This is a genomic window from Sphaerisporangium rhizosphaerae (genome assembly GCF_042665155.1).
Taxonomy (GTDB): Bacteria; Actinomycetota; Actinomycetes; order Streptosporangiales; family Streptosporangiaceae; genus Sphaerisporangium; species Sphaerisporangium rhizosphaerae.
Map to the genome: position 1 here is coordinate 180,602 of NZ_JBHTCG010000004.1, position 18,867 is coordinate 199,468.

General features: G+C 74.5%; 15 protein-coding genes. 9 read left to right on the forward strand and 6 right to left on the reverse strand.

The annotated features are described in order from the left end of the window. The first annotated feature begins 87 nt into the window (after positions 1-87). The gene (locus ACFQSB_RS07925) at positions 88-1,254 is read left to right on the forward strand and encodes an ROK family protein (protein ID WP_380825271.1); all 1,167 of its coding nucleotides are present in this window, start codon (positions 88-90) and stop codon (positions 1,252-1,254) included. An 87-nt stretch (positions 1,255-1,341) separates the two neighbouring features. Next, positions 1,342-1,851, forward strand: a complete 510-nt coding sequence (locus ACFQSB_RS07930; protein ID WP_380825273.1) for a VOC family protein — start codon at positions 1,342-1,344, stop codon at positions 1,849-1,851. On the opposite strand, the gene ACFQSB_RS07935 is transcribed toward ACFQSB_RS07930, so the two are convergent. Next, positions 1,797-4,916, reverse strand: coding sequence for an AfsR/SARP family transcriptional regulator (locus ACFQSB_RS07935; protein ID WP_380825274.1), 3,120 nt, complete (start codon positions 4,914-4,916; stop codon positions 1,797-1,799). The genes ACFQSB_RS07930 and ACFQSB_RS07935 overlap by 55 nt on opposite strands. Before the next feature lie 242 nt (positions 4,917-5,158). On the opposite strand from ACFQSB_RS07935, the gene ACFQSB_RS07940 reads away from it, so the two are divergent. Next, the gene (locus tag ACFQSB_RS07940) at positions 5,159-6,055 is read left to right on the forward strand and encodes a M23 family metallopeptidase (protein WP_380825275.1); all 897 of its coding nucleotides are present in this window, start codon (positions 5,159-5,161) and stop codon (positions 6,053-6,055) included. 126 nt (positions 6,056-6,181) lie between these two features. Here ACFQSB_RS07940 and ACFQSB_RS07945 read toward each other — a convergent pair whose 3' ends face one another. Next, a complete protein-coding gene (locus tag ACFQSB_RS07945) occupies positions 6,182-7,399 on the reverse strand; it encodes an MFS transporter (RefSeq protein WP_380825276.1) in 1,218 nt (405 codons plus the stop codon). Between the two features lie 115 nt (positions 7,400-7,514). Here ACFQSB_RS07945 and ACFQSB_RS07950 point away from each other — a divergent pair, with 115 nt between their 5' ends. Then, positions 7,515-8,255 carry an ArsR/SmtB family transcription factor gene (locus ACFQSB_RS07950; protein ID WP_380825278.1) on the forward strand — a complete coding sequence of 247 codons (741 nt, stop codon included), beginning with the start codon at positions 7,515-7,517 and terminating at the stop codon, positions 8,253-8,255. A 312-nt stretch (positions 8,256-8,567) separates the two neighbouring features. Further along, on the forward strand, positions 8,568-9,515 hold the full coding sequence (locus ACFQSB_RS07955) for a putative protein N(5)-glutamine methyltransferase (protein WP_380825279.1): 948 nt from the start codon (positions 8,568-8,570) through the stop codon (positions 9,513-9,515). Between the two features lie 71 nt (positions 9,516-9,586). On the opposite strand, the gene ACFQSB_RS07960 is transcribed toward ACFQSB_RS07955, so the two are convergent. The 3 genes from ACFQSB_RS07960 to ACFQSB_RS07970 form a co-directional block, all read right to left on the reverse strand. Then, positions 9,587-10,552: a serine hydrolase domain-containing protein gene (locus ACFQSB_RS07960; protein ID WP_380825281.1), complete on the reverse strand. Its 966-nt coding sequence runs from the start codon at positions 10,550-10,552 to the stop codon at positions 9,587-9,589. A gap of 127 nt (positions 10,553-10,679) precedes the next feature. Next, positions 10,680-11,348, reverse strand: a complete 669-nt coding sequence (locus ACFQSB_RS07965) for a response regulator (protein WP_380825283.1) — start codon at positions 11,346-11,348, stop codon at positions 10,680-10,682. Next, the gene (locus ACFQSB_RS07970) at positions 11,345-12,787 is read right to left on the reverse strand and encodes a sensor histidine kinase (protein WP_380825284.1); all 1,443 of its coding nucleotides are present in this window, start codon (positions 12,785-12,787) and stop codon (positions 11,345-11,347) included. The genes ACFQSB_RS07965 and ACFQSB_RS07970 overlap by 4 nt, the downstream gene beginning before the upstream one ends. Positions 12,788-12,974: 187 nt before the next feature. On the opposite strand from ACFQSB_RS07970, the gene ACFQSB_RS07975 reads away from it, so the two are divergent. From ACFQSB_RS07975 to ACFQSB_RS07990, 4 genes are all read left to right on the forward strand, one after another. Continuing rightward, positions 12,975-14,063 (forward strand): hypothetical protein, encoded by a 1,089-nt coding sequence (locus tag ACFQSB_RS07975; RefSeq protein ID WP_380825285.1) that lies wholly within the window; start codon positions 12,975-12,977, stop codon positions 14,061-14,063. Between the two features lie 276 nt (positions 14,064-14,339). Further along, complete coding sequence (locus tag ACFQSB_RS07980; protein ID WP_380825286.1) at positions 14,340-15,293, forward strand: glycerophosphodiester phosphodiesterase; 954 nt, start codon at positions 14,340-14,342, stop codon at positions 15,291-15,293. Positions 15,294-15,425: 132 nt separating this feature from the next. Next, entirely contained in the window at positions 15,426-16,304 is an 879-nt protein-coding gene (locus ACFQSB_RS07985; RefSeq protein ID WP_380825288.1) for a response regulator, read from the forward strand. Between the two features lies 1 nt (position 16,305). After that, on the forward strand, positions 16,306-17,625 hold the full coding sequence (locus ACFQSB_RS07990) for a sensor histidine kinase (RefSeq protein ID WP_380825289.1): 1,320 nt from the start codon (positions 16,306-16,308) through the stop codon (positions 17,623-17,625). 78 nt (positions 17,626-17,703) lie between these two features. Here ACFQSB_RS07990 and ACFQSB_RS07995 read toward each other — a convergent pair whose 3' ends face one another. Beyond that, entirely contained in the window at positions 17,704-18,810 is a 1,107-nt protein-coding gene (locus ACFQSB_RS07995; protein ID WP_380825291.1) for a sulfite oxidase, read from the reverse strand. Positions 18,811-18,867 lie beyond the last annotated feature (57 nt).

Below are 18,867 nucleotides of genomic sequence, written 5' to 3' on the forward strand. Positions count from 1 at the left end.
CCCGATCCGCCCGAGGTCAAGAGGGACCGCCGGGCCACTTCACCGGACCACACTGGAGGCCGTGATCGGAACCGGAGAGACCCGCCGATGACCCACGCCGTACGGCACGACGCGATGCGGGCGGGGAACCTCGCCGTGGTCCTCGGAGCGCTCGACCGCCGGGGGCCGTTGACGCGCGCCGCGCTCGCCGAGGCCACCGGCCTGTCCAAGACCACGGTGTCCAAGCTGGTCGCGGACCTCATCGACGCGGGCATGGCCGTGGAGTCCGGCACGGTCGGGGACGGCGAGCGGGGCAGGCCGGGCGTCGCCGTCCGCCTCAGCGGGCACCGCGTGGCCGCCCTCGGCCTGGAGATCAACGTCGACTACCTGGCGGCCTGCGTCGTCGATCTCAGCCGGACGGTGCGGCTGCTCCGTGCCCAGGCTGTGGACAACCGCGCCGCCTCTCCCGAGGACGTGATCGTCCGGCTGCGCGCACTGGCCACGTCCGTGCTGGCCGAGGCCGCCGGGCTCGGGCTGTCGGTCGCCGGTGGCATCGTCGCCCTGCCCGGCCCGGTCGACCGGTCGACCGGCAACGTCCACCGCGCGCCCAACCTCGGCTGGCGGGACGTGGCGGTCGCGGGCGCCCTGGGGCTGCCGCTCCCGGTGCTGGTGGAGAACGAGGCCAACCTCGCCGCCCTGGGCGAGCTGTGGTTCGGCTCGGGCGCCGCGCTCGGCGACTTCCTGCACGTCTCCGGCGAGATCGGCATCGGCGCGGGCCTGGTCGTCGACGGGGCGCTGTTCCGGGGCGCGCATGGATACGCGGGCGAGCTCGGCCACGTCGTCGTCGCGCCGGACGGCCCGGAGTGCCGGTGCGGCGGCTCGGGGTGCCTCGAACGGTACGCCGGGCAGGACGCCCTGCTGCCCCCGGGCGAGGAGATGTCCGCGCTGGTCGCCCGGTTGCGGGCCGGCGACCGCGATGCCCTGGCCGCCTGCGGGCGGGCGGGGACGGCGCTCGGCGTCGCGCTCAGCAGCGCGGTCAACCTGCTCGACCCGGACACCATCGTGCTGGGCGGCATCTTCGCCCCGCTGTTCCCGTGGGTGTCGGGGCCGGCGGAGGAGACCTTGCACCAGCGACTCGGGCAGATGCGCGCCCGCGTCCCCGCGGTGGTCGTGTCGCAGGTCGGGGCCGACGCCGCGGCGCTGGGCGCCGCCGGTCAGGTGCTCCAGCGCATCATCGCCGACCCCGGCGCCTACCTGCTCGCGCCTCATCACTGACGGTCCCACGTACTTGACGCGCGGATAGTTGAACTCTCAACCATGTGCGGGTATGCTTACTTGAGAGTTCAAGCTATTGGAGGCGCCATGCCGGTCCACCGTCTCAACCACGCCGTCCTGTACGTCCGCGACGTCGAGCGCAGCGTCGCCTTCTACCAGGAGGCGCTCGGCTTCCGCGTGGTCATGGGCTTCCCCGGCGCGGCCTTCCTGCAGGCCCCCGCGTCGAACAACGACCACGACCTCGGCCTGTTCCAGATCGGTCCGCAGGCCGGGGAGGCGGGGCGGGCGACCGTCGGCCTCTACCACCTGGCCTGGGAGGTCGAGACCCTCGACGACCTGGAGGAGATCGCCGCCAAGCTGCGCGACCTCGGCGCGCTGGTCGGCGCCTCCGACCACTCCACCACCAAGGCGCTGTACGCCAAGGACCCCGACGGCATCGAGTTCGAGGTCTCCTGGCTGGTGCCCGCCGGGCTGCTCACGCCCGAGACGATCGCCGGGCGATCGAGCATCAGACCGCTCGACATCGCCGGCGAGAAGCGGCGCTACGGCGGCGACACCCGCGGCGGCGTCGGCATCTCCACCGCCGCGGCCCACTGACCCGCCGCATCCCCTACGGTTCCCACGTCCACCGCGGCCCGCTGACCGGCCGCATCGCCTACGGTCCCCACGTCCACCGGGGCCCGCTGACCCGCCGGATCGCCCGCGGGCCCCGCGTCCGGCGCGGTCAGCGCGCGTTGCAGGGTGAACGCCTGGTGCAGGTAGTCCCTGGCCAGGTCGGCGCGACCGGCCGCACGGTGCAGCTCGCCGAGCATCCGCGTCGCGCTGGCCTCCCCGCTGCGGTCGCCGAGCCGCCGGAAGATCGTGCGTGACCGTTCGAGCTGCGCCGAGGCGCGCACCCGCTCACCGCGGACCGCGCGGCGGTTGCCGAGACTCTGCATCGCGTACGCCGCGCAGTGGCAGTCGCCGAGACTCTCGAAGATGTCCAGCGCACGGTCCTGGTAGGAGGTCGCCCGGTCGAAGTCGGCGGCCAGGTCGTGCAGCCGGCCGAAGTGGTTGAACACGCAGCCCTCGCGGTGGCGGTCGCCGATGGCCCGCGCCAGCCGCAGCGCCTCGTCCAGCCACCGCGCCGCCGCCGCGAGGTCGCCCGACTCCAGGCACACCTTGCCGATGGCCTGCCGCGCGTACGCCTCGCCCGCCGGGTCGCCCATGCCGAGGAACATGCCGAGCGCCTGCCGGAACCGCCTGAGCGCCCTGAGCCGCTCGCCGCGGATCTGGTCCACCGCGCCCAGCCCGCAGATCGCGATCGCCTCGCCCCTGCCGTCCCCGAGCCGCCGGAACAGCTGGTAGGACCGGTGGAACATCTCCGCCGCCTCGGCGTACCCGTCCTGATACAGGTACACCTGGCCGAGACCGCGCAGCAGCGCCGCCTCGCCGCGCGCGTCGCCCTTGGCGCGCACGGCCTCCAGCGCGATCTCGTGGGTCCCGCGCCAGGCGTCGTAGTGCCCGCGCAGGTCGAAGTAGGGCACCAGGGACGCCGCCAGGCCCCACGCCGAGTCGGCCATGCCCGCGTCGGCGGCCAGCCGCACCGTCCCCACCAGCGCCTCCCGCTCGGTGTCGAACCACGACAGCGGGTCGGCGCCGATCTGCCCGACGGTGGCGTCGGCCGGCTCCCAGCGGGTGGCCGTGGGCGACATCAGGCCGAACACCGTGGTCGGCAGCCGCGCGGTGGCCCGCTCGGCCACCGCCAGCCACGCCCCGACGACCCGGCCGAGCGCGAGCCCCTGCGGGTCGGCGTAGGCCTTCTCCCGCGCGCCGCAGCGGATCAGGTCGTGCAGCCGGTACCGCGGCCGGCCGGCCGGGTCGCCGCCGACGAGCTGGAGCAGGTTGGCGTCCACCAGGTCGTCCACCACCTCGTCCGCGTGGTGCCGGTCGAGCGCGGCGTCGATGACCCAGGCGGGCAGCGAGCGCGGGCCGAGCAGGCCGAGCGTCCGGAACGCCCGCGCGGCGTCCTCGGGCAGCAGCCGGTAGCTCCGCTCCACGCTCGCCCGGACGGCGAGGTCGCCGACCCGCAGCTCGCTCAGCCTGCGGGCCTCGTCCTCCAGCCGCCGCTCCAGCAGACGCAGCGGCCACCCCGGCCGCGCCACCAGGCGCGCCCCGGCGATGCGGAGGGCCAGGGGCAGGTGGCCGCACGACCGGGCGATGGCCGCCGCCGCGTCCCGCTCGCGCTCCAGCCGCTGGACGCCCACGATCTTGCCGAGCAGTTCCTCGGACTCGGGCGGCGTCAGCACGTCCAGCTCGACCTGCAGCGTCCCGGGCAGCTCGGTGATCCTTCGCCGGCTGGTGACCAGCACCGAGCAGCCGCCGCCCGGCAGCAGAGGACGCACCTGCGCGGCGCCCGCCGCGTCGTCCAGCACGAGCAGGACGCTGCGTCCGGCCAGCAGCGACCGGTACAGGGCCGAACGCTCGCGCACGCCGGCGGGCAGCGCGCCCTCGGCCACGCCCAGCGCGCGCAGCGCCTCGGCGAGCAGGTCGGCCGGGCCGGCCGGCGCGGGGGTGGTGCCGCCCAGGTCCAGGTACAGCTGCCCGCCGGGGTAGCCGTCGCGTACCGCGTGCGCGCAGTGCACGGCCAGGGCGGACTTGCCGACCCCTGGCGGTCCGACGACGACGGTGATCGCCGGCGGGCCCGCCGCCCGGTCGGGCGCGAGCGCGTCCACCAGCGTGGCGACGTCCGCCGTCCGGCCGGTGAAGTCGGGAATGTCGGGCGGCAGCCGCCACAGGGACGGCTCCCCCGCCACCTCGGCGACCCGCCCGCCCGACGGCTCCCCGGCGGGAGACGGGACGCCCGCCAGGACGGCGGCGTGGGTGCGGCGCAGCTCGGCGCCGGGCTCGACCCCGAGCTCCTCCACCAGCCGGTCGCGGACCGTGGCGTACGCGCGCAGCGCCTCGGCCTGGCGTCCGCTCCAGTGCAGGGCGAGCATGAGCTGCCGCCACAGACTCTCGCGGAACGGATGCTCCACCAGCAGGACGCGCAGCTCGCCGATCGCGGCGGTGTACTGCCCGAGGGACACCCGCAGGGCCAGCAGTTCCTCGGCCGCCGTGAGCCGGGTCTCGGCCAGCGGCGACAGGCGGCCCTCCCACAGCGGGCTGCCCGGCAGGTCGTCCAGCGGAGTGCCCTGCCACAGGGACAGCGCCCGGCACAGCAGGTCCGCGGCCTCGGCGGCGCGGCCCTCGGCCCGCGCCCGTCCTCCCTCGGCGAGAAGCCGCTCGAAGGCGAGCAGGTCGAGGTCCCCGGGGGACACGTCGATCACGTAACCGGACTGCCTGGCCCGGATGACGGCCCCGCCCCCGCGGGACGCCGGCTCCCCTGCCAACGGCTCTCGGGCGGGCCCCCCATCGGCCGCGGCGGGCGCGGCGGGCGCGTTCTCGGCGAGGGCGGCGCGCAGGGAGCTGACGTAGGTCCGCAGGTTCTCCACCGCCGAGCGCGGCCGGCGCTCCGGCCACAGCACCTCGATCAGGTGGCTGGCGCCCACCACGCGGTTGGCGTGGAGCAGCAGAGTCGCGAGCAGCATCCGCGGTTTGGTGCCGCCGAGGCGCACAGGCCGTCCGCCGAGCCGTACGTCCAAAGGTCCGAGAACGCTGAATGTGGGCCGATCAGTCGTCATGCCCGCCTGCTCCTTTGAGACTCTGCACCCGCTTCACCGGGTCGGTCACTCAAAGCTCTGGATCTCTTTGTATCCGTTTTGGACGTTTCTTATACGGCTTATCCGGACGCTGTACGCGAAGCGAAGGGGCCGAGCCTCCGACACCTCGGACGGTCCTTCGGAGTTTCCTCCCGAGTATCCCGAAACCGGCCCCGCCGAGCCGTCGTCGGCGCCACCTGCCGGAACTGCGAGAAAGGATCCGCATGAAGCTCAGAGGATTGTTGACGGCGGGCGCCGCCCTGCTGCTCAGCCTGGCGGGAGGCGTCGCGCTGGCCCCGGGCGCGAGCGCCGCCGGTCCCCGCCCGAACTTCCAGATGCCCTTCCCCTGCAACCAGTCGTGGAGCGGCAACTCCAGCGGCAGCAGCGCCCACCAGTCGTGGGAGATCGACTGGAACCGCGGCAGTACCGCGGACGCCGACTACGGCGACACGGTGGTCGCCGCCGCCGCCGGCACGGTGGTCATCTCCGCCCACCAGGGATCGACCAACGGCTTCGGCAACCTGGTCAAGATCGACCACGGGGGCGGCTGGTCGACCTACTACGCCCACCTGAGCCTGCGCTCGGTCGGCGTCGGCGCGCAGGTCTCGCAGGGGCAGAAGATCGGCGAGGTGGGCAACACCAGCAAGCCGGGCAACAACATCTCGCCGCACCTGCACTACGAGGTGCGCACGACCGACACCTCCTACCCGGCCAACATCCAGAAGGCCGTCTTCAACGGCGTCACCTTCGGCTACCCCGCGCAGACCCTGACCTCGCACAACTGCTCCGGCAGCAACAACCCCTACTCGCCCGAGGAGGTCTGCGGCAGCGGCTACAGCGTCATCGACTCCGCCGCCCTCGGCAGCGCGGGCAGGGTCTACCTGCTCTACAACACCTCCAACGGCAACAACTGCGTGACCACGATCAAGACGGCGTCGGTCGGCTCGGCGACCACGACGTCCGCCTATCTGGAGGTCCAGGGCAAGAGCCGGGTGACCGACTCGGGCGCCTTCGCCTACTACGCGGGGCCCGTCCGGGCCTCCGCCTCCGACACCTGCGTGAAGTGGGGCGGCAAGGCGGGTTCCTCCGCCTACGACAGCCCCTTCGAGCACTGCGGCTGACCGGACGCCGGCTCGGGGGCCGGTCCGGTGACACCGGACCGGCCCCTTCCGCCCGCACGGGCAGCGGGCCTGGAGGCGGATCGGCGAGGTCGGACGGCCCGTCGAAGAAGGGCCGCGGACGACGGGTCACCGGGTGCGCACGGCCCACCGGGTGAGCGCGGGGACGGGCGCGGAACAGGCCAGGAAGACCACGGCCATCAGCAGCCATCCGGTCGCGCCGAGCCCGGTGAGCGCGAGCGTGAACACGGCCGGCGCGAACATCTGCACGGTCGCGGTCGCCGCCTCCGAGGCCCCCTGGTAGGCGCCCCGGGCGTCCTCGCGCATCAACTCCACCGACAGGCCCCAGCCGCCGCCGACGTACCCCAGCTCGCCGGCCACGTGGAACAGCGCGGCGAGTGCCACCACGCCGATCGCCACCGCGCCGGCGCGCCCGGCCGTGGTCGCCAGCAGCACGCAGCTCACGGCCAGTGACCCGCCCGCCCCGACCACGGTGCGCGCAGCCTGGGCGGGGGTGCCGGTGAACCGGGTGACCAGGACCTGCAACGCGGCGATGCCCACCGAGCTGATCACCACGACCGCTCCGCTCAGTGACAGGGGCAGCCGCGTGAAGTTCGCGATCCACAGCGGCAGGCCGGTCGAGAGCATCGCCCAGCACAGCGACAGCACCGATGTGGCGCCGATGACGGCCAGGTAGGGGCGGTCGCGCAGGACGACCTGGACTCCGCGGCGAGGCTCGCGCGCCGCGCGCGGCCCCGGCGGCGGGGCGATGGTGGCGGTCAGCGCCGCCAGGACGGCGAAGCTGAGCACGTTGCCGCAGATGGCGGCCAGGTAGGCGGACGGCCGGTCCGCCGCGAGCACCACCGCGCCCGCGCCGGCGCCGAGCGCGTATCCGGCGTGCTGGGCCACCCGCTGCCGGGCGAGGGCTCCCACCCGGCGCTCGGTGCCGGTGACCAGCTCCGCGACCAGGGCCGTGCGGACGGCCGAGGCCCCGTTGGCGGGCGCGACGAAGACCACCGTCACAAGGACGAACGCCCACGGCGCGCCGACCTGCGTGTAGGCGGCCATGGCGGCCCCGCGCAGGAGGGTCACGGCGACGAGGATGGCGCGCGGGTCGTACCGGTCGGCCATGGCGCCGAGCGGCATCGCCGTCAGCAGGCCCACGCCGCCGGCGGCGGCCATGGCCAGGCCCACCAGGGCGGGTGACAGATGCAGGATGCGAGTGAAGTACAGCGCCCAGATGGTGAACCACAGGCCGTCGCCCAGGGCCGAGATGCCCCTCCCCCACAGCAGCCGCCGCAGCCCGGCCGTCTCGGCGGCGGCCTGCGTCGCCGGCGTCAGCACCATTCCAACAACCACCCTTCACGAATCCCTTAAGGGTGAATGTAACGACCCGCGGGCCGTCCGGACAACCACCATTCAGGACTTGGTGAATGGTGGTACCGTGCAACGGGGAGGGACGATGAGCGGCGGATGGGTCGACGCGCGCGAGCCGGTGCTGGGCTCGGTCGTCTCCCTCGCGCGCGAACTCGCCGACCCGGTGCGGCTCACCGCGCTCCAACTGCTCTCCGCCGAGGGCCCGCACACCCTCAGCCAGCTCGCCGACGTCCTCGGCGTCTCCGCGCCGCGCATGAGCAACCACCTCGCCCGCCTGCGCGCCGCCGGGCTGGTCGCCGTCGAGCACACCGGCCGGCACGCCGTCTACCAGGTCGCCTCACCGGGGCTCGCCGACGTGCTCACCGCGCTGGCCCGGTACGCGCACGCCGATCTCGCCGTACGCCCCGGCCGCCCCGCGACCGCCGACGACCTCGCCCACACCTGCTACGACCACGCCGCCGGCCTGCTCGGCGTCGCGGTGTTCGGCGCCCTCGTCGAACGCGGCGCCCTGCGGCCCCTGGACGGGCGCGACAGCGTGCTCGCCCTCAGCGCCGGCGCCGGCTTCCTCGCCGACCTCGGCGTCGACCTGGACGCCGTGGACGCCCGCCGCCGCAAGCTCGCCACGGCATGCCTCGACCGCGTCCACCGCCTGCCCCACCTGGGCGGCGTCCTGGGCAAGGCCGTGCTCGACGCCTTCGTCGCACGAGGTCTCATCGAGCCGCGCGAAGGCACCCGCGAGCTCACCGTCACCTCCCGCGGCGCCGCCGTCCTGCCCGCCCTGCTGCCCGCCTTCACACCGGGGACCGCCCCGGCGAACTCCTCCTGAGCCGCCACACCGCGAGCAGGAGCGGCGCGGGCGCACCGAGTCGCCGACCGAGTCGCCGACCGAGTCGCCGACCGAGTCGCCGACCGAGTCGCGGACCGAGTCGCGGACCGAAACCCGGGCCGGAACCGGCCCCAAGAGGAGGCCTGGTCATGGAATGACGCATATAGTGGTGCCGTCCGCATTGGTGGACCGACCTAGGAGGTGAGCCCCATTACCGCTGTACCCGGTTGGGCGCTCCCTGCTCCAGGTCGTGCGATCCGCACGGTGTAGGTGAGCCCGGGAGCGCCCGCGAGGCATCCCCGAAAGGCTCACATGTCGGCTTCACCGTCGCACCGCTCCCCTTCCCCCGCCGTCGCCCCCTCCACGGCCCCCCTCATCCCCGGCCACGCCGGCCCCGCCGGAGCCGCCGCGCGTCCGCCCACCGCTCCCGCACCTTTGACCGCCGGGCCGGCCGCGGGCCGTGACCCCGGCTCGGCGGTGGCCGTCGCGGCCCGGCTGCGAGCGGCGGGATGCGTGTTCGCCGAGGACGAGGCGAGCCTGATCCTCGCCACGGCCACGACGCCCGCCGACGTCGCAGCCATGGTGGACCGGCGTGCCGCCGGGCTGCCGCTCGAACACGTCCTCGGCTGGGCGGAGTTCCGTGGACTGCGGGTGGCCGTGGACCCCGGCGTCTTCGTCCCACGCCGCCGCACCGAGTTCCTCGTCGACCAGGCCGTGACCCTCACCGCGCCGGACGCGGTGATCCTGGACCTGTGCTGCGGCTCGGGCGCGCTGGGCGTGGCGCTGGCCGTGACGGCGCGGCGCGCGGAACTGCACGCGGCCGACATCGACCCCGCCGCCGTGGCGTGCGCCCGCCGCAACGTCGCCGCGGTCGCCGCCCGGCTCGCCGGGCCCGCCCGGGTCTACGAAGGCGACCTCTACGCGCCCCTTCCGCCCACTCTGCGCGGACGCGTGGACGTCCTGCTGGCCAACGCGCCTTACGTGCCCACCGACGCGATCGACCTGCTCCCCGCCGAGGCCCGTCTGCACGAGGCGCGGATGGCGTTCGACGGCGGCGCCGACGGCCTCGCGGTCCTGCGGAGGGTGGCCGCGGGCGCGCCGCTCTGGCTGAGGGCGGGCGGGCACCTGCTGTTCGAGACCAGCGAACGCCAGGCGTCCCAGGCTGTGGAGACCGTCGAACGCGCGGGGCTGCGCGCGCGCGTGGCCACCTCCGACGAGTACTCCGCCACCGTCGTCATCGCCACGAGGCCGCCCTCCTGACACCCCACGGCGCACCGGTCGCGGACGGACGCACGCCGGTGGGACCGGCCGGCCAGAAGGAGCGGGCGAGGTCAGGCGCGGACGGCGGGGAGGATGACCTCGTCCAGGACCACCTGGGCGGTCGGCTGGTCGGGGACGTTGTACTGCCCGGCGTTGACCGCGACCACCAGGTCCAGCGGCGATGACACGTACAGGCGCTGGCCGCCGTTGCCGAACCCGCCCGTCCAGCCGTCGCCCGCGTACCACTGGTAGCCATAGTGGAAGCCCTCGTCGATCCGCACGTGCGGGCGCGTGGCGACCTCCAGCCAGGACGCGGGCACCAGGTCCCGCCCGCCGTCGAGGACCAGCCGCCCGACCTCCAGCAGCGCCGGGGCGGTCAGCCGGAGGCCGGAGGCCGCCAGCGCCACCCCGTCGTCGCCGGCCGACCACTCGAAGGAGGTGACGCCGAGCGGCTCCAGCAGCCTGGCGCGGGCGTAGTCCTCGATCTTCGCCCCGGTTCCCTTCTCGACCAGCCTCGCCAGCAGCGCCGACGCGCCCCCGCAGTAGGTCCACCGCGTGCCTGGCTCCTCGGCGACCGGCCGTTCCAGGATGTACCGGTAGCGATCCTGGGCCATCTCCATCGCGATCTCGCTGTTGGCGGCGCTGGTGTAGGGGACGTTCTCGTTCCACTCCAGGCCGAGGGTCATGGTGAGCGCGTGCTCCACCGTCAGCGCGGACCGCCGTGGGTCCTCGGCCAGGTCGGCGTACTCGGGGAAGTGCCGCAGCAGCGGCTCGTGCGGCTCGGGCACCCGGCCGTCGGCCAGGGCGACGCCGTAGAGCAGGGAGACGATGCTCTTGGTCACCGAACGGACGTCATGGAGGGTGTCCGGCGTGAACCGGACATGGCCGAGCGGCTCGTTCAGGAGGTGGTCCTCGCCCTCCCCGTAGTGCTCCAGGATCACCTGGCCCCGGTGGACGGCGATGACGGCGTGCAGATCGGGAACCCGTCCCTGCTCGGCGGCCCGCGCGAGGCGGCCGGTAAGTGTCTCACTGCTCATCGGGCAGTTCTACGCCATTCTCGCCGAATCCCGCCAGCCTCGCACTCGCCGTACGCAAAGCCGACCCGGCGCGTACGGATGTCAGCAGAGCCGAGCCCGACGGGTACGGGCGTGGGAGTTCGCGGCGTCAGCCGGTTCCGGGTTCGACGAGGCCGATCTCGTAGGCGAGGATCACCGCGTGTACCCGGTCGCGCAGGTACAGCTTGGCCAGGATGTTGCTGACGTGGGTCTTCACCGTCTGCTCGCCGATGACCAGGCCGGCCGCGATCTCGGCGTTCGACCGTCCCCTTGCCATGAGCTGCAGCACCTCGCGCTCTCTGGGGGTGAGCGTCCCGAGGACGGCGGGGGCCTTCTCGGGGGGGCGCGGGCGCCGGGAGAACTCGCCGATGAGCCGCCTGGTGACCGAAGGGGCGAGCAGTGCCTCGCCGGCCGCGACCACGCGCACGGCGTTGACCAGATCGTCCCGGCGCAGGTCCTTGAGCAGGAAGCCGCTCGCCCCGGCCCGCAGCGCCTCGTAGACGTAGTCGTCCAGGTCGAACGTGGTGAGCATCAGCACTTTGACCGGGTAGGCGACGCCCGGACCCGCGAGGCGGCGGGTCGCCTCGAGCCCGTCCATTCTGGGCATCCGGATGTCCATGAGCACCACATCGGGCCTGAGCCGCTGGGCCGCCGAGACCGCCTCGGCGCCGTCGGCCGCCTCGGCCACCACCTCGATGTCCGGCTGAGCGTCCAGGATCATGTGGAACCCGGCCCGCACCAACTCCTGATCGTCCGCGACGACGACCGTGATGCTCACCGCGTCCCTCCGATCGGCAACCGCGCCGCCACCGTGAAACCGCCGCCCGGGCCCGGCCCGGCGGCGAGCTCGCCCCCGAACAGCTGCGCCCTCTCTCGCATGCCGGCCAGGCCGTGCCCCCGCGCCACGGCCTGGCCGAGTCCTTCCGCGCCGTCCCCCGCGCCCCGTGCCGCGCTCCGGTCCGACGCGACCGACCCCCCGGCCACACCGCCATCCAGCAGGCGACGCCCGCCCGGCGCGACCGGCCCCCGCGCCGTACCACGACCGTCCAGGACAGGAGGCCCGCCCGGCCCGACCGTTCCACCGGCCGCAGCGCCGTCCAGGACGGAACACCCCTCCGACGCGACCGGGCGTCCACCGGCCGCGTCGACGTCCGGAACGGGACGCTCGTCGCCGGATCCGCTGTCGCGGACCTCGACGCGCAGGTCGTCCTGGTCGTACCGGACCCGCACCCGCACTCGTGTGTGACCGGCATGCTTGAGCACGTTGGTCAGCGCCTCCTGCACGATGCGGTAGGCCGACAGGTCCACCCCCGCCGGCAGCGGCACCGGATCGCCCTCCACCCGTAGCGTCGCGTCCAGACCGGTCCTGCGCACCTGCTCGACCAGCGCGGGAAGCTCCGCCACGCCGGGTTGGGGGGCGAGGCTCGGTCCCCCGTCGCCGGTCTCCTCCCTCAGCACGCCGAGCAGACGGCGCATCTCCACCAGAGCCTGGCGCCCGATGCCGGAGATGGTGTCGAAGGCCCGCCCCGCCGCGAGGCCGTCGCGTTCGGCCGCGACCGGACCGGCCTCGGCCTGCACCACCATCATGCTGACGTGGTGGGCTATCACGTCGTGCAGCTCCCGCGCGATGCGGGCCCGCTCGGCGGTCACCGCGCGCCGTGCCTCGAAGTCCCGCTCGCGTGCCAGCCAGGTGGTGCGCGCCTCCAGCTCGGCGGTGTACGCGCGGCGGATGCGGGCGCTGTCACCCAGGACCCAGGCGCTGCCCAGCGACAGCACGCCGAAGGCGAGGTCGAGCGCGTCGCTGTCGGTCGCGGGGGCGAGGGCGACCGCCATGACCGCGCCGCCGCTCAGCACGCCGATGGCCACCGACCAGCGACGGTTCTCACACCACGCGGCCATGCTGTAGAGGGCGACGACGCCGCCGATCGGCACCGGCGTGACCAGGTCGGGCAGCGGCGTGGCCCCGTACACGGCCGATCCCATGCCCACTGCGAGGTTGACCCAGAACGGGTGGCGCCGGCGCCAGGCCAGCGGCAGGGTGATCAGCAGCACCAGCACGACCGCCGCCGGGCCGGGCGGCGGCATGTGCTCGGCCCGTGCCCGCAGCACCAGGGCGAGCAGCGACACCGCCGCGAGCACCCCGCCGAGCGACGCGTCCGCGACCGGCGGACGCGCCCCGGCCCAGGCCGCGGACAACGATGATCGGCTGATTGCCATGCCGCCAGTATCCGTGCCGCGCCCGGAAAAGACCTCCCTCACAAGAGGGATCAACGGCCGCCGGATCCCCTGCGCCGGGGAGGGGCGATCTGGGCGGCGCGGGGGATCCGGGTGGAAGGGGCGGCGGCCTACGGTCCTGGTGTCCTCGGCGTCCGCGCCGTCCTCGCGGCCCTCAGGGAGGCTCCCGATGTCCAGCCCAACCCCCCGCCCCGGCACGATCATCCCTTCCGCCCTCACCGCATCTTCGCTCCCGGCCCCGGCGACCGGCGTCCCGGCCCGCCCCGTGACCGACACGACCCCCGCCACCGGATTCGGCGCGCCGCTGAGCGTGAACCCGCTGCCCAGGAGCGGGGTCGCGGCGCTGTTCGGCCGCGCCCGTGCCGCGGCCCGCGCCTCGTGGGACGAGGCTCCCGGCTACCGGCGCCTGGCCTACGTCACCGGGGCGATCCTGATCGCCATCGGGCTCGGCCACGCGGTCCTGTGGGCCGTGATGGGCGGCACGGCGTCCGGCCCGCTGTCCTGGCGCAAGCCCGTGACCTTCGGCGTGTCGTTCGGCATGACCACGGCGACCCTCGGCGCGGTCGCCGCGCACCTGCCGGTGCGCCGGTGGATCGGCTGGGTGCTGTCGGTCCTGCTGTGCTCCTCGGCCGCCGGAGAGGTCGCCTACATCTCCATGCAGCACGCCCGCGGCGTCGCCTCGCACTTCAACGAGACGACGCCGCTGGACAAGGCCCTGTTCCAGGCCGCGGGGTGGGTCATCGGAGGCATGGTCCTGGTCATCGTCGTCATGGCGGTCGCCTCCTTCGTCCGCACGACCGCGCCCGCGCCGATGGCCTGGGCGCTCCGGGCGGGGCTGGTGGGGCTGGTGACGGCGCTCGCCGCCGGCGCCTGGATGATCATGCATGGCGACGCGCTGGTCGACGCCGGCGCCACGCCGCTCACCGTCTCGATGACGACCTACGGCGCCGCCGGCGCGATGAAGTCCGCGCACGCCGTCCCCATGCACGCCGTCCAGGTCCTCGGCGTCATCGCGTGGCTGCTGGGACTCGGCGGGCTGCCCCGGCGCCGTCAGGTGTGGCTGGTGGCGATGGCGATCGCCGGGTACGCGGGCCTGTTCACGGTGCTGGTCCTGCGCACCGTCGCCGGGCTGCCGCCGTTCGGCCTGGATGCCTCCGCGGCGGCCTATCTGATCCCGGCCGGGCTGCTGGCCGGCGCGGGCATCACCGCCCTGTCCCACGCCTCCCGAGCCATGGCAGCGGACGCGGCCCGCTCCTAGAGACCGGCGGACACGCGACGCGCTCCAGCGGACGGTGCCAGTGGCAGCGGCGGCGGCGGTGGCGGTGGCGGTGGCGGTGGCGGTGGCGGCGCAAATGGCGGGGGCGATGGCGGGGGCGATGGCGGGGGTGGGCCCCGCCAGGGAGGCCTGACGCGGCATGAACGGGATTCGGATTGTCATGCGTCCGGCATCGCCCCGTTGCCCAGGCATCAACCGGGCGTCGAGTAAGGCTGTCAAGTTCGGGCCGAAGGTTGCCTCCCAAGCCCGAGGAGACCCATGTACCGACGCTCCGGCCTCATCATCGCGACGTCGCTCGCCGTGCTGGCCGCGACCGCCCCAGCCTCCCCGACCACCGCCGCCTCCCGGACCATCCCCTCCGATTCCCGGACCACCGCCACGGTCTCCGGCCCGGCCGCCGCGGTCCTGAACCCGGCCTCCGCGGTCTCCGCGGCGACCGCGGCGACCGCGAGCGTCGTCACCGTCGCCCACCGCGGCGCGTCCGCGGACGCTCCGGAGAACACGATCAGCGCCTTCAGGCTGGCGCGTGAGCAGGGGGCCGACATGTTCGAGCTCGACGTGCAGGAGACCAGGGACCACAAGCTGGTCCTCATGCACGACACGACGCTCACCAGGACCACCGACGTCGAACGGGTCTTCCCTGGCCGGGCGCCCTGGCGGGTACGCGACCTCACGTTGGCGCAGATCCGGAAACTGGACGCCGGCTCGTGGTTCGCCGCCCGGTACAAGGACGAACCCGTGCCCACCCTCGGCGAGACCCTGCGCGCGATGGACGGCGGCGGTCTCGGCCTTCTCCTGGAGATCAAGGCGCCGGAGCTCTACCCGGGCATCGAGGCCCGCGTCGCCGCGGAGCTGCGGCGCGAGGCGTCCTGGCTGCAGCCAGGACGCCTGGTGGTGCAGTCGTTCGGCTGGGCGTCGATGCGCGGGTTCCATCGGATCATGCCGCGGGTGCCGATCGGCCTGCTCGGCACGCCGTCGACCACACAGCTCCCGGGACTGGCCCGGTTCGCCCGCCAGGTCAACCCCCCGTACGGGAACCTGACCGCGCGGTACGTCCGCTGGGTCCACGACCACGGCATGGAGGTCTTCGCCTGGACCGTGGACGATGTCGGGACCATGCGCCGTCTGATCTCCTACGGGGTCGACGGCATCATCACCAACCGGCCGGGCCTCGCCGACGCCCTCAGCCGCGCCTCGGCCCGGCGAGGCTGACCGACGGCCGCCGCGGAACCCGGTGGTGGAGGCCGCGCTCCGCCGGGTGCGGGCGACCTGGCCGTTCGGCCTGCCCACCTGGCGCCGGGCGCGGTCGGTCACCACCCCCGGGACGGCTATAGGTTGGAGGAGATGTCTGTTCCAACCGCTCGCGGCGGCGCGTCCGAGCCGGTCACGATCCTGCTCGTCGAGGACGACGAGGTGATCCGCAAGACGGTGGCGATGGCGCTGGAGCGCTACGGCTACCGGGTCACCGTGGCCGGCGACGGGCTGACCGCGCTGGAGCTGTTCCGGGAGCGGCGGCACGATCTGCTGCTGCTCGACGTCATGCTGCCCGTGCTGGACGGCATCGGGCTGTGCCGCAGGATCCGCGAGTCGAGCCTGGAGCCGATCCTGATGATGTCCGCGCGCGGGGACTCCCTCGACGTCGTCTCCGGCCTGGAGGCCGGCGCCGACGACTACGTCGTCAAGCCGGTCGACATCTCCGTGCTGGTGGCCAGGATCCGCTCACTGCTGCGCCGCGCCACCTTCGCCTCCACCGAACCCACCGTCGGACCCGCCGCCGAACCCACCGCCGGACCCGCCACCGGCCCCACCTCCGCGCCCGCCGTCGAAGCGCCCACCGCGCCCACCTCCCAAGCCCCCGCCGGTCCTGGCGCCGCCCCCGTGGCCGGCCAGAACGTCCCCTCCCCCGTGGGTGGCCCGGCCGGCCCGGCCGGGCCGCACGGCCTGCTCGTGTTCGGCGACCTGGCCATCGACCCGGCCGGCCTGGAGGTCTTCAGTGCCGGACGGCAGGTGGCGCTGGCGCCGACCGAGCTGCGGCTGCTGCTGGAGTTCGCCGCCAATCCGGGCATCGTGCTCGATCGGCGGACGCTCCTGCGCGACGTCTGGGACTACGGCTGGGACGGCGACAGCCGCGTCGTGGACCTGTGCGTGCAGCGGCTCCGCAAGAAGATCGGGGCCGAGCGCATCGAGACCGTCCGCGGCTTCGGCTACAAGCTGCGGCGCTGAGATGGACGACACCGCCGCGCGGGCGGCACCCGGCCCGCTGAACGTGAACTCGCTGCGCTGGAAGATCGCCGCGCTGGTGGCCCTCGCGGCGTGCGGGGTGGCGCTGGGCATCGGGGTGCTGGTCCATCGCAGCACGTTCGACCGCTCCCTCGCCCTGGGCAGGGAACGGGCCACGGCCGCGCTGCTGCCGATCGTGGACGCCTACCGGCGCACCGGCTCCACCGGCGGCACCTTCGCGGCCGACGCGGCGCCGCCTGCGGCCCTGACCCGGCAGGTCCGGCGGAGCGACCAGATGGCCACCTGGTACGACGACGGCAACCCCGAGGTCCCGTGGATGTGGGCGGCCCAGCGCGTCGACGGCCGGGTGCTGGCCGCGCAGGTCGACATGGGCGCCGACCTGCGCAGCCTGCGCGCCCTCGACCGGCACATCGTCATGGCCTCGCTGGCCGCGCTCGCCGTCGTCGTACCGCTGGCGGCGCTCGCGGCCGAGTTGCCGAACCGGCGGCTCAGACGGGTGGCCCGCACCGCGCGCCGCATCGCCGCGGGCGACCTGGACGCCCGCACCTCCGGGCGCGGGCACGACCGGGCCGGGTCCGTGGCGGGCGGCCGGCGCGGCGACGAGATCAGCGAGATCGCGGCCACGGTCGACCTGATGGCCGACAGCCTGCGCGACCGCCTGCTCAGCGAGCGGCGCTTCACCGCCGACGTCGCCCACGAACTGCGCACCCCGTTGATGGGCCTGGTCACCGCCGCCGGGCTGCTGCCGGAGAGCGAGGCGACCGATCTGGTCAGAGATCGGGTGGGTGCGCTGCGGGCGCTGGTCGAGAACCTGCTGGAGATCTCGCGGCTCGACGCGGGCGTCGAGCGTGCCGACCTGGCCCGGGTGCCGCTGGGCGAGGTCGTCGAGGAGTCGGTGGCCCGTACGGGGCTCCCCGCTCGCGTCACGGACGCCGGAGCGGCCATGACCGAGACCGACCCGCGGCGCCTGGACCGCATCGTCGCCAACCTGGTCATCAACGCCCACCGTCACGGCCGCGCCCCGGTCGAGGTCGCCGTGGAGGGCACGTCGGTCGTCGTGCGCGACCACGGCCCCGGCTTCCCGGACGCCGTGCTCGACGGCGGGCCGCAACGGTTCCGCACCGGCGCGGCCGAACGCGGGCACGGCCACGGCCTCGGGCTGACCATCGCGCTCGGCCAGGCTCGCGTCATCGGCGCCACGCTGACCTTCGCCAACGCGCCGGACGGTGGCGCCGTGGCCACCCTGCGCCTACCCGTCCCCCATCCCGCCGGCGCGCATGCCACGGACCACACGAACGGCTGAGGACGCACCCGGCGCGCCGCACAAGACCGCCGAGACCGCGCCGCGCCTCCGCGCTTCTCACGTGCCGGACGCTGTGCGCTATGCCCCCAGGCAGGCCACCGCCACCCGCTGTATCGCGTTGTTGGCGAACCCGCCCCGATTCCACGCCTGTGTCTCGGGCTGGCTCAGGCCGCCGGCGGTGGTCGCGCGCGCCGACAGGACGTGCATCCCCGGCTCCGCGTGCCAGTCGAAGGTGAACCTCCGCCACGCCCACCGGTGCCCGTCCGGCGCGGCGAGCACCGCGGGGGACCAGCTCCGCCCGCCGTCCACACTGACCTCCACCCGCTCGACCGCGTCGCCGCCGGACCAGGCGCGGCCTTCGATCGTCAGCGGCCCCGGCCGCACGACCCGCGTGCGGGACATGAAGTCGGGGAAACCCGGCGGCACCAGAAGCGCCCGGGGGCTGATGCGCGTGACCGGGTCGCCGGGCTCGTCCGGCTGCCGGCGCAGGCGGTAGGCGACGCTCTGCTGGTACCCGGTGAAGGGCTCACGAAGGACCTCGATGTCGCGCAGCCACTTCACGTGGGCCATGCCGTACCAGCCGGGGACGACGAGCCGCAGCGGGAAGCCGTGCTGCGGCGCGAGCGGCGCGCCGTTCATCTCGTAGGCCAGCAGCACCTCCTCGCGCATGGCCTCCGACAACGGCAGGCTGCGCTGGTAGTCCTGTTCGACCCCGCGCTCGACGCCGTGGTCGGCGCCGGTGAAGACCACCTCCACCGCGCCGGGGTCGACGCCGGCCGCGGCGAGCACCTCGCGCAGAGGCACCCCGGTCCACTCCGCCGTCCCGACCGCCTCCACCAGCCAGGGCTGGCTCACCGGGCGGGGCGCGAGCCTGGCCCGCCCGTTGCCCGCGCATTCCATGGTCACCCGCACGGTGCGCCGGGGCAGCTCCTTCAGGTCAGCCAGGCCGAACGTCGCCGGCCGGGAGACCAGGCCGCCCACCTCCAGCCGCCACTCCGCCGGGTCGATCACCGGAATGTCGTAGTGGATCAGCAGGTAGTGCAACCCGAGCGGCGTGACGTCGTACCGCAGCGCTTCCAGCGGTATGCCGTGGTTGCGTGCCGCCAGCGCGAGCTCTTCGGCGCTGATGCCGTCGGTGTCCTCCACCCGTCCGGGGAGGCTGATCTCAGCGAGTGTCGGGTCCATCCCCCAAGGATGCCGTGCCCCTCCGGCCGGCGGCGGCCGGGAGCCGCCGCCCCGGCC

What these genes read in the sequence shown, in the direction of transcription:
- ACFQSB_RS07925 (WP_380825271.1), top strand. Translation starts at nt 88, where the DNA reads ATGACCCACGCCGTACGGCACGACGCGATGCGGGCGGGGAACCTCGCC.
- ACFQSB_RS07930 (WP_380825273.1), top strand. Translation starts at nt 1,342, where the DNA reads ATGCCGGTCCACCGTCTCAACCACGCCGTCCTGTACGTCCGCGACGTC.
- ACFQSB_RS07935 (WP_380825274.1), bottom strand. Translation starts at nt 4,916, where the DNA reads ATGACGACTGATCGGCCCACATTCAGCGTTCTCGGACCTTTGGACGTA.
- ACFQSB_RS07940 (WP_380825275.1), top strand. Translation starts at nt 5,159, where the DNA reads ATGAAGCTCAGAGGATTGTTGACGGCGGGCGCCGCCCTGCTGCTCAGC.
- ACFQSB_RS07945 (WP_380825276.1), bottom strand. Translation starts at nt 7,399, where the DNA reads ATGGTGCTGACGCCGGCGACGCAGGCCGCCGCCGAGACGGCCGGGCTG.
- ACFQSB_RS07950 (WP_380825278.1), top strand. Translation starts at nt 7,515, where the DNA reads ATGAGCGGCGGATGGGTCGACGCGCGCGAGCCGGTGCTGGGCTCGGTC.
- ACFQSB_RS07955 (WP_380825279.1), top strand. Translation starts at nt 8,568, where the DNA reads ATGTCGGCTTCACCGTCGCACCGCTCCCCTTCCCCCGCCGTCGCCCCC.
- ACFQSB_RS07960 (WP_380825281.1), bottom strand. Translation starts at nt 10,552, where the DNA reads ATGAGCAGTGAGACACTTACCGGCCGCCTCGCGCGGGCCGCCGAGCAG.
- ACFQSB_RS07970 (WP_380825284.1), bottom strand. Translation starts at nt 12,787, where the DNA reads ATGGCAATCAGCCGATCATCGTTGTCCGCGGCCTGGGCCGGGGCGCGT.
- ACFQSB_RS07975 (WP_380825285.1), top strand. Translation starts at nt 12,975, where the DNA reads ATGTCCAGCCCAACCCCCCGCCCCGGCACGATCATCCCTTCCGCCCTC.
- ACFQSB_RS07980 (WP_380825286.1), top strand. Translation starts at nt 14,340, where the DNA reads ATGTACCGACGCTCCGGCCTCATCATCGCGACGTCGCTCGCCGTGCTG.
- ACFQSB_RS07985 (WP_380825288.1), top strand. Translation starts at nt 15,426, where the DNA reads ATGTCTGTTCCAACCGCTCGCGGCGGCGCGTCCGAGCCGGTCACGATC.
- ACFQSB_RS07990 (WP_380825289.1), top strand. Translation starts at nt 16,306, where the DNA reads ATGGACGACACCGCCGCGCGGGCGGCACCCGGCCCGCTGAACGTGAAC.
- ACFQSB_RS07995 (WP_380825291.1), bottom strand. Translation starts at nt 18,810, where the DNA reads ATGGACCCGACACTCGCTGAGATCAGCCTCCCCGGACGGGTGGAGGAC.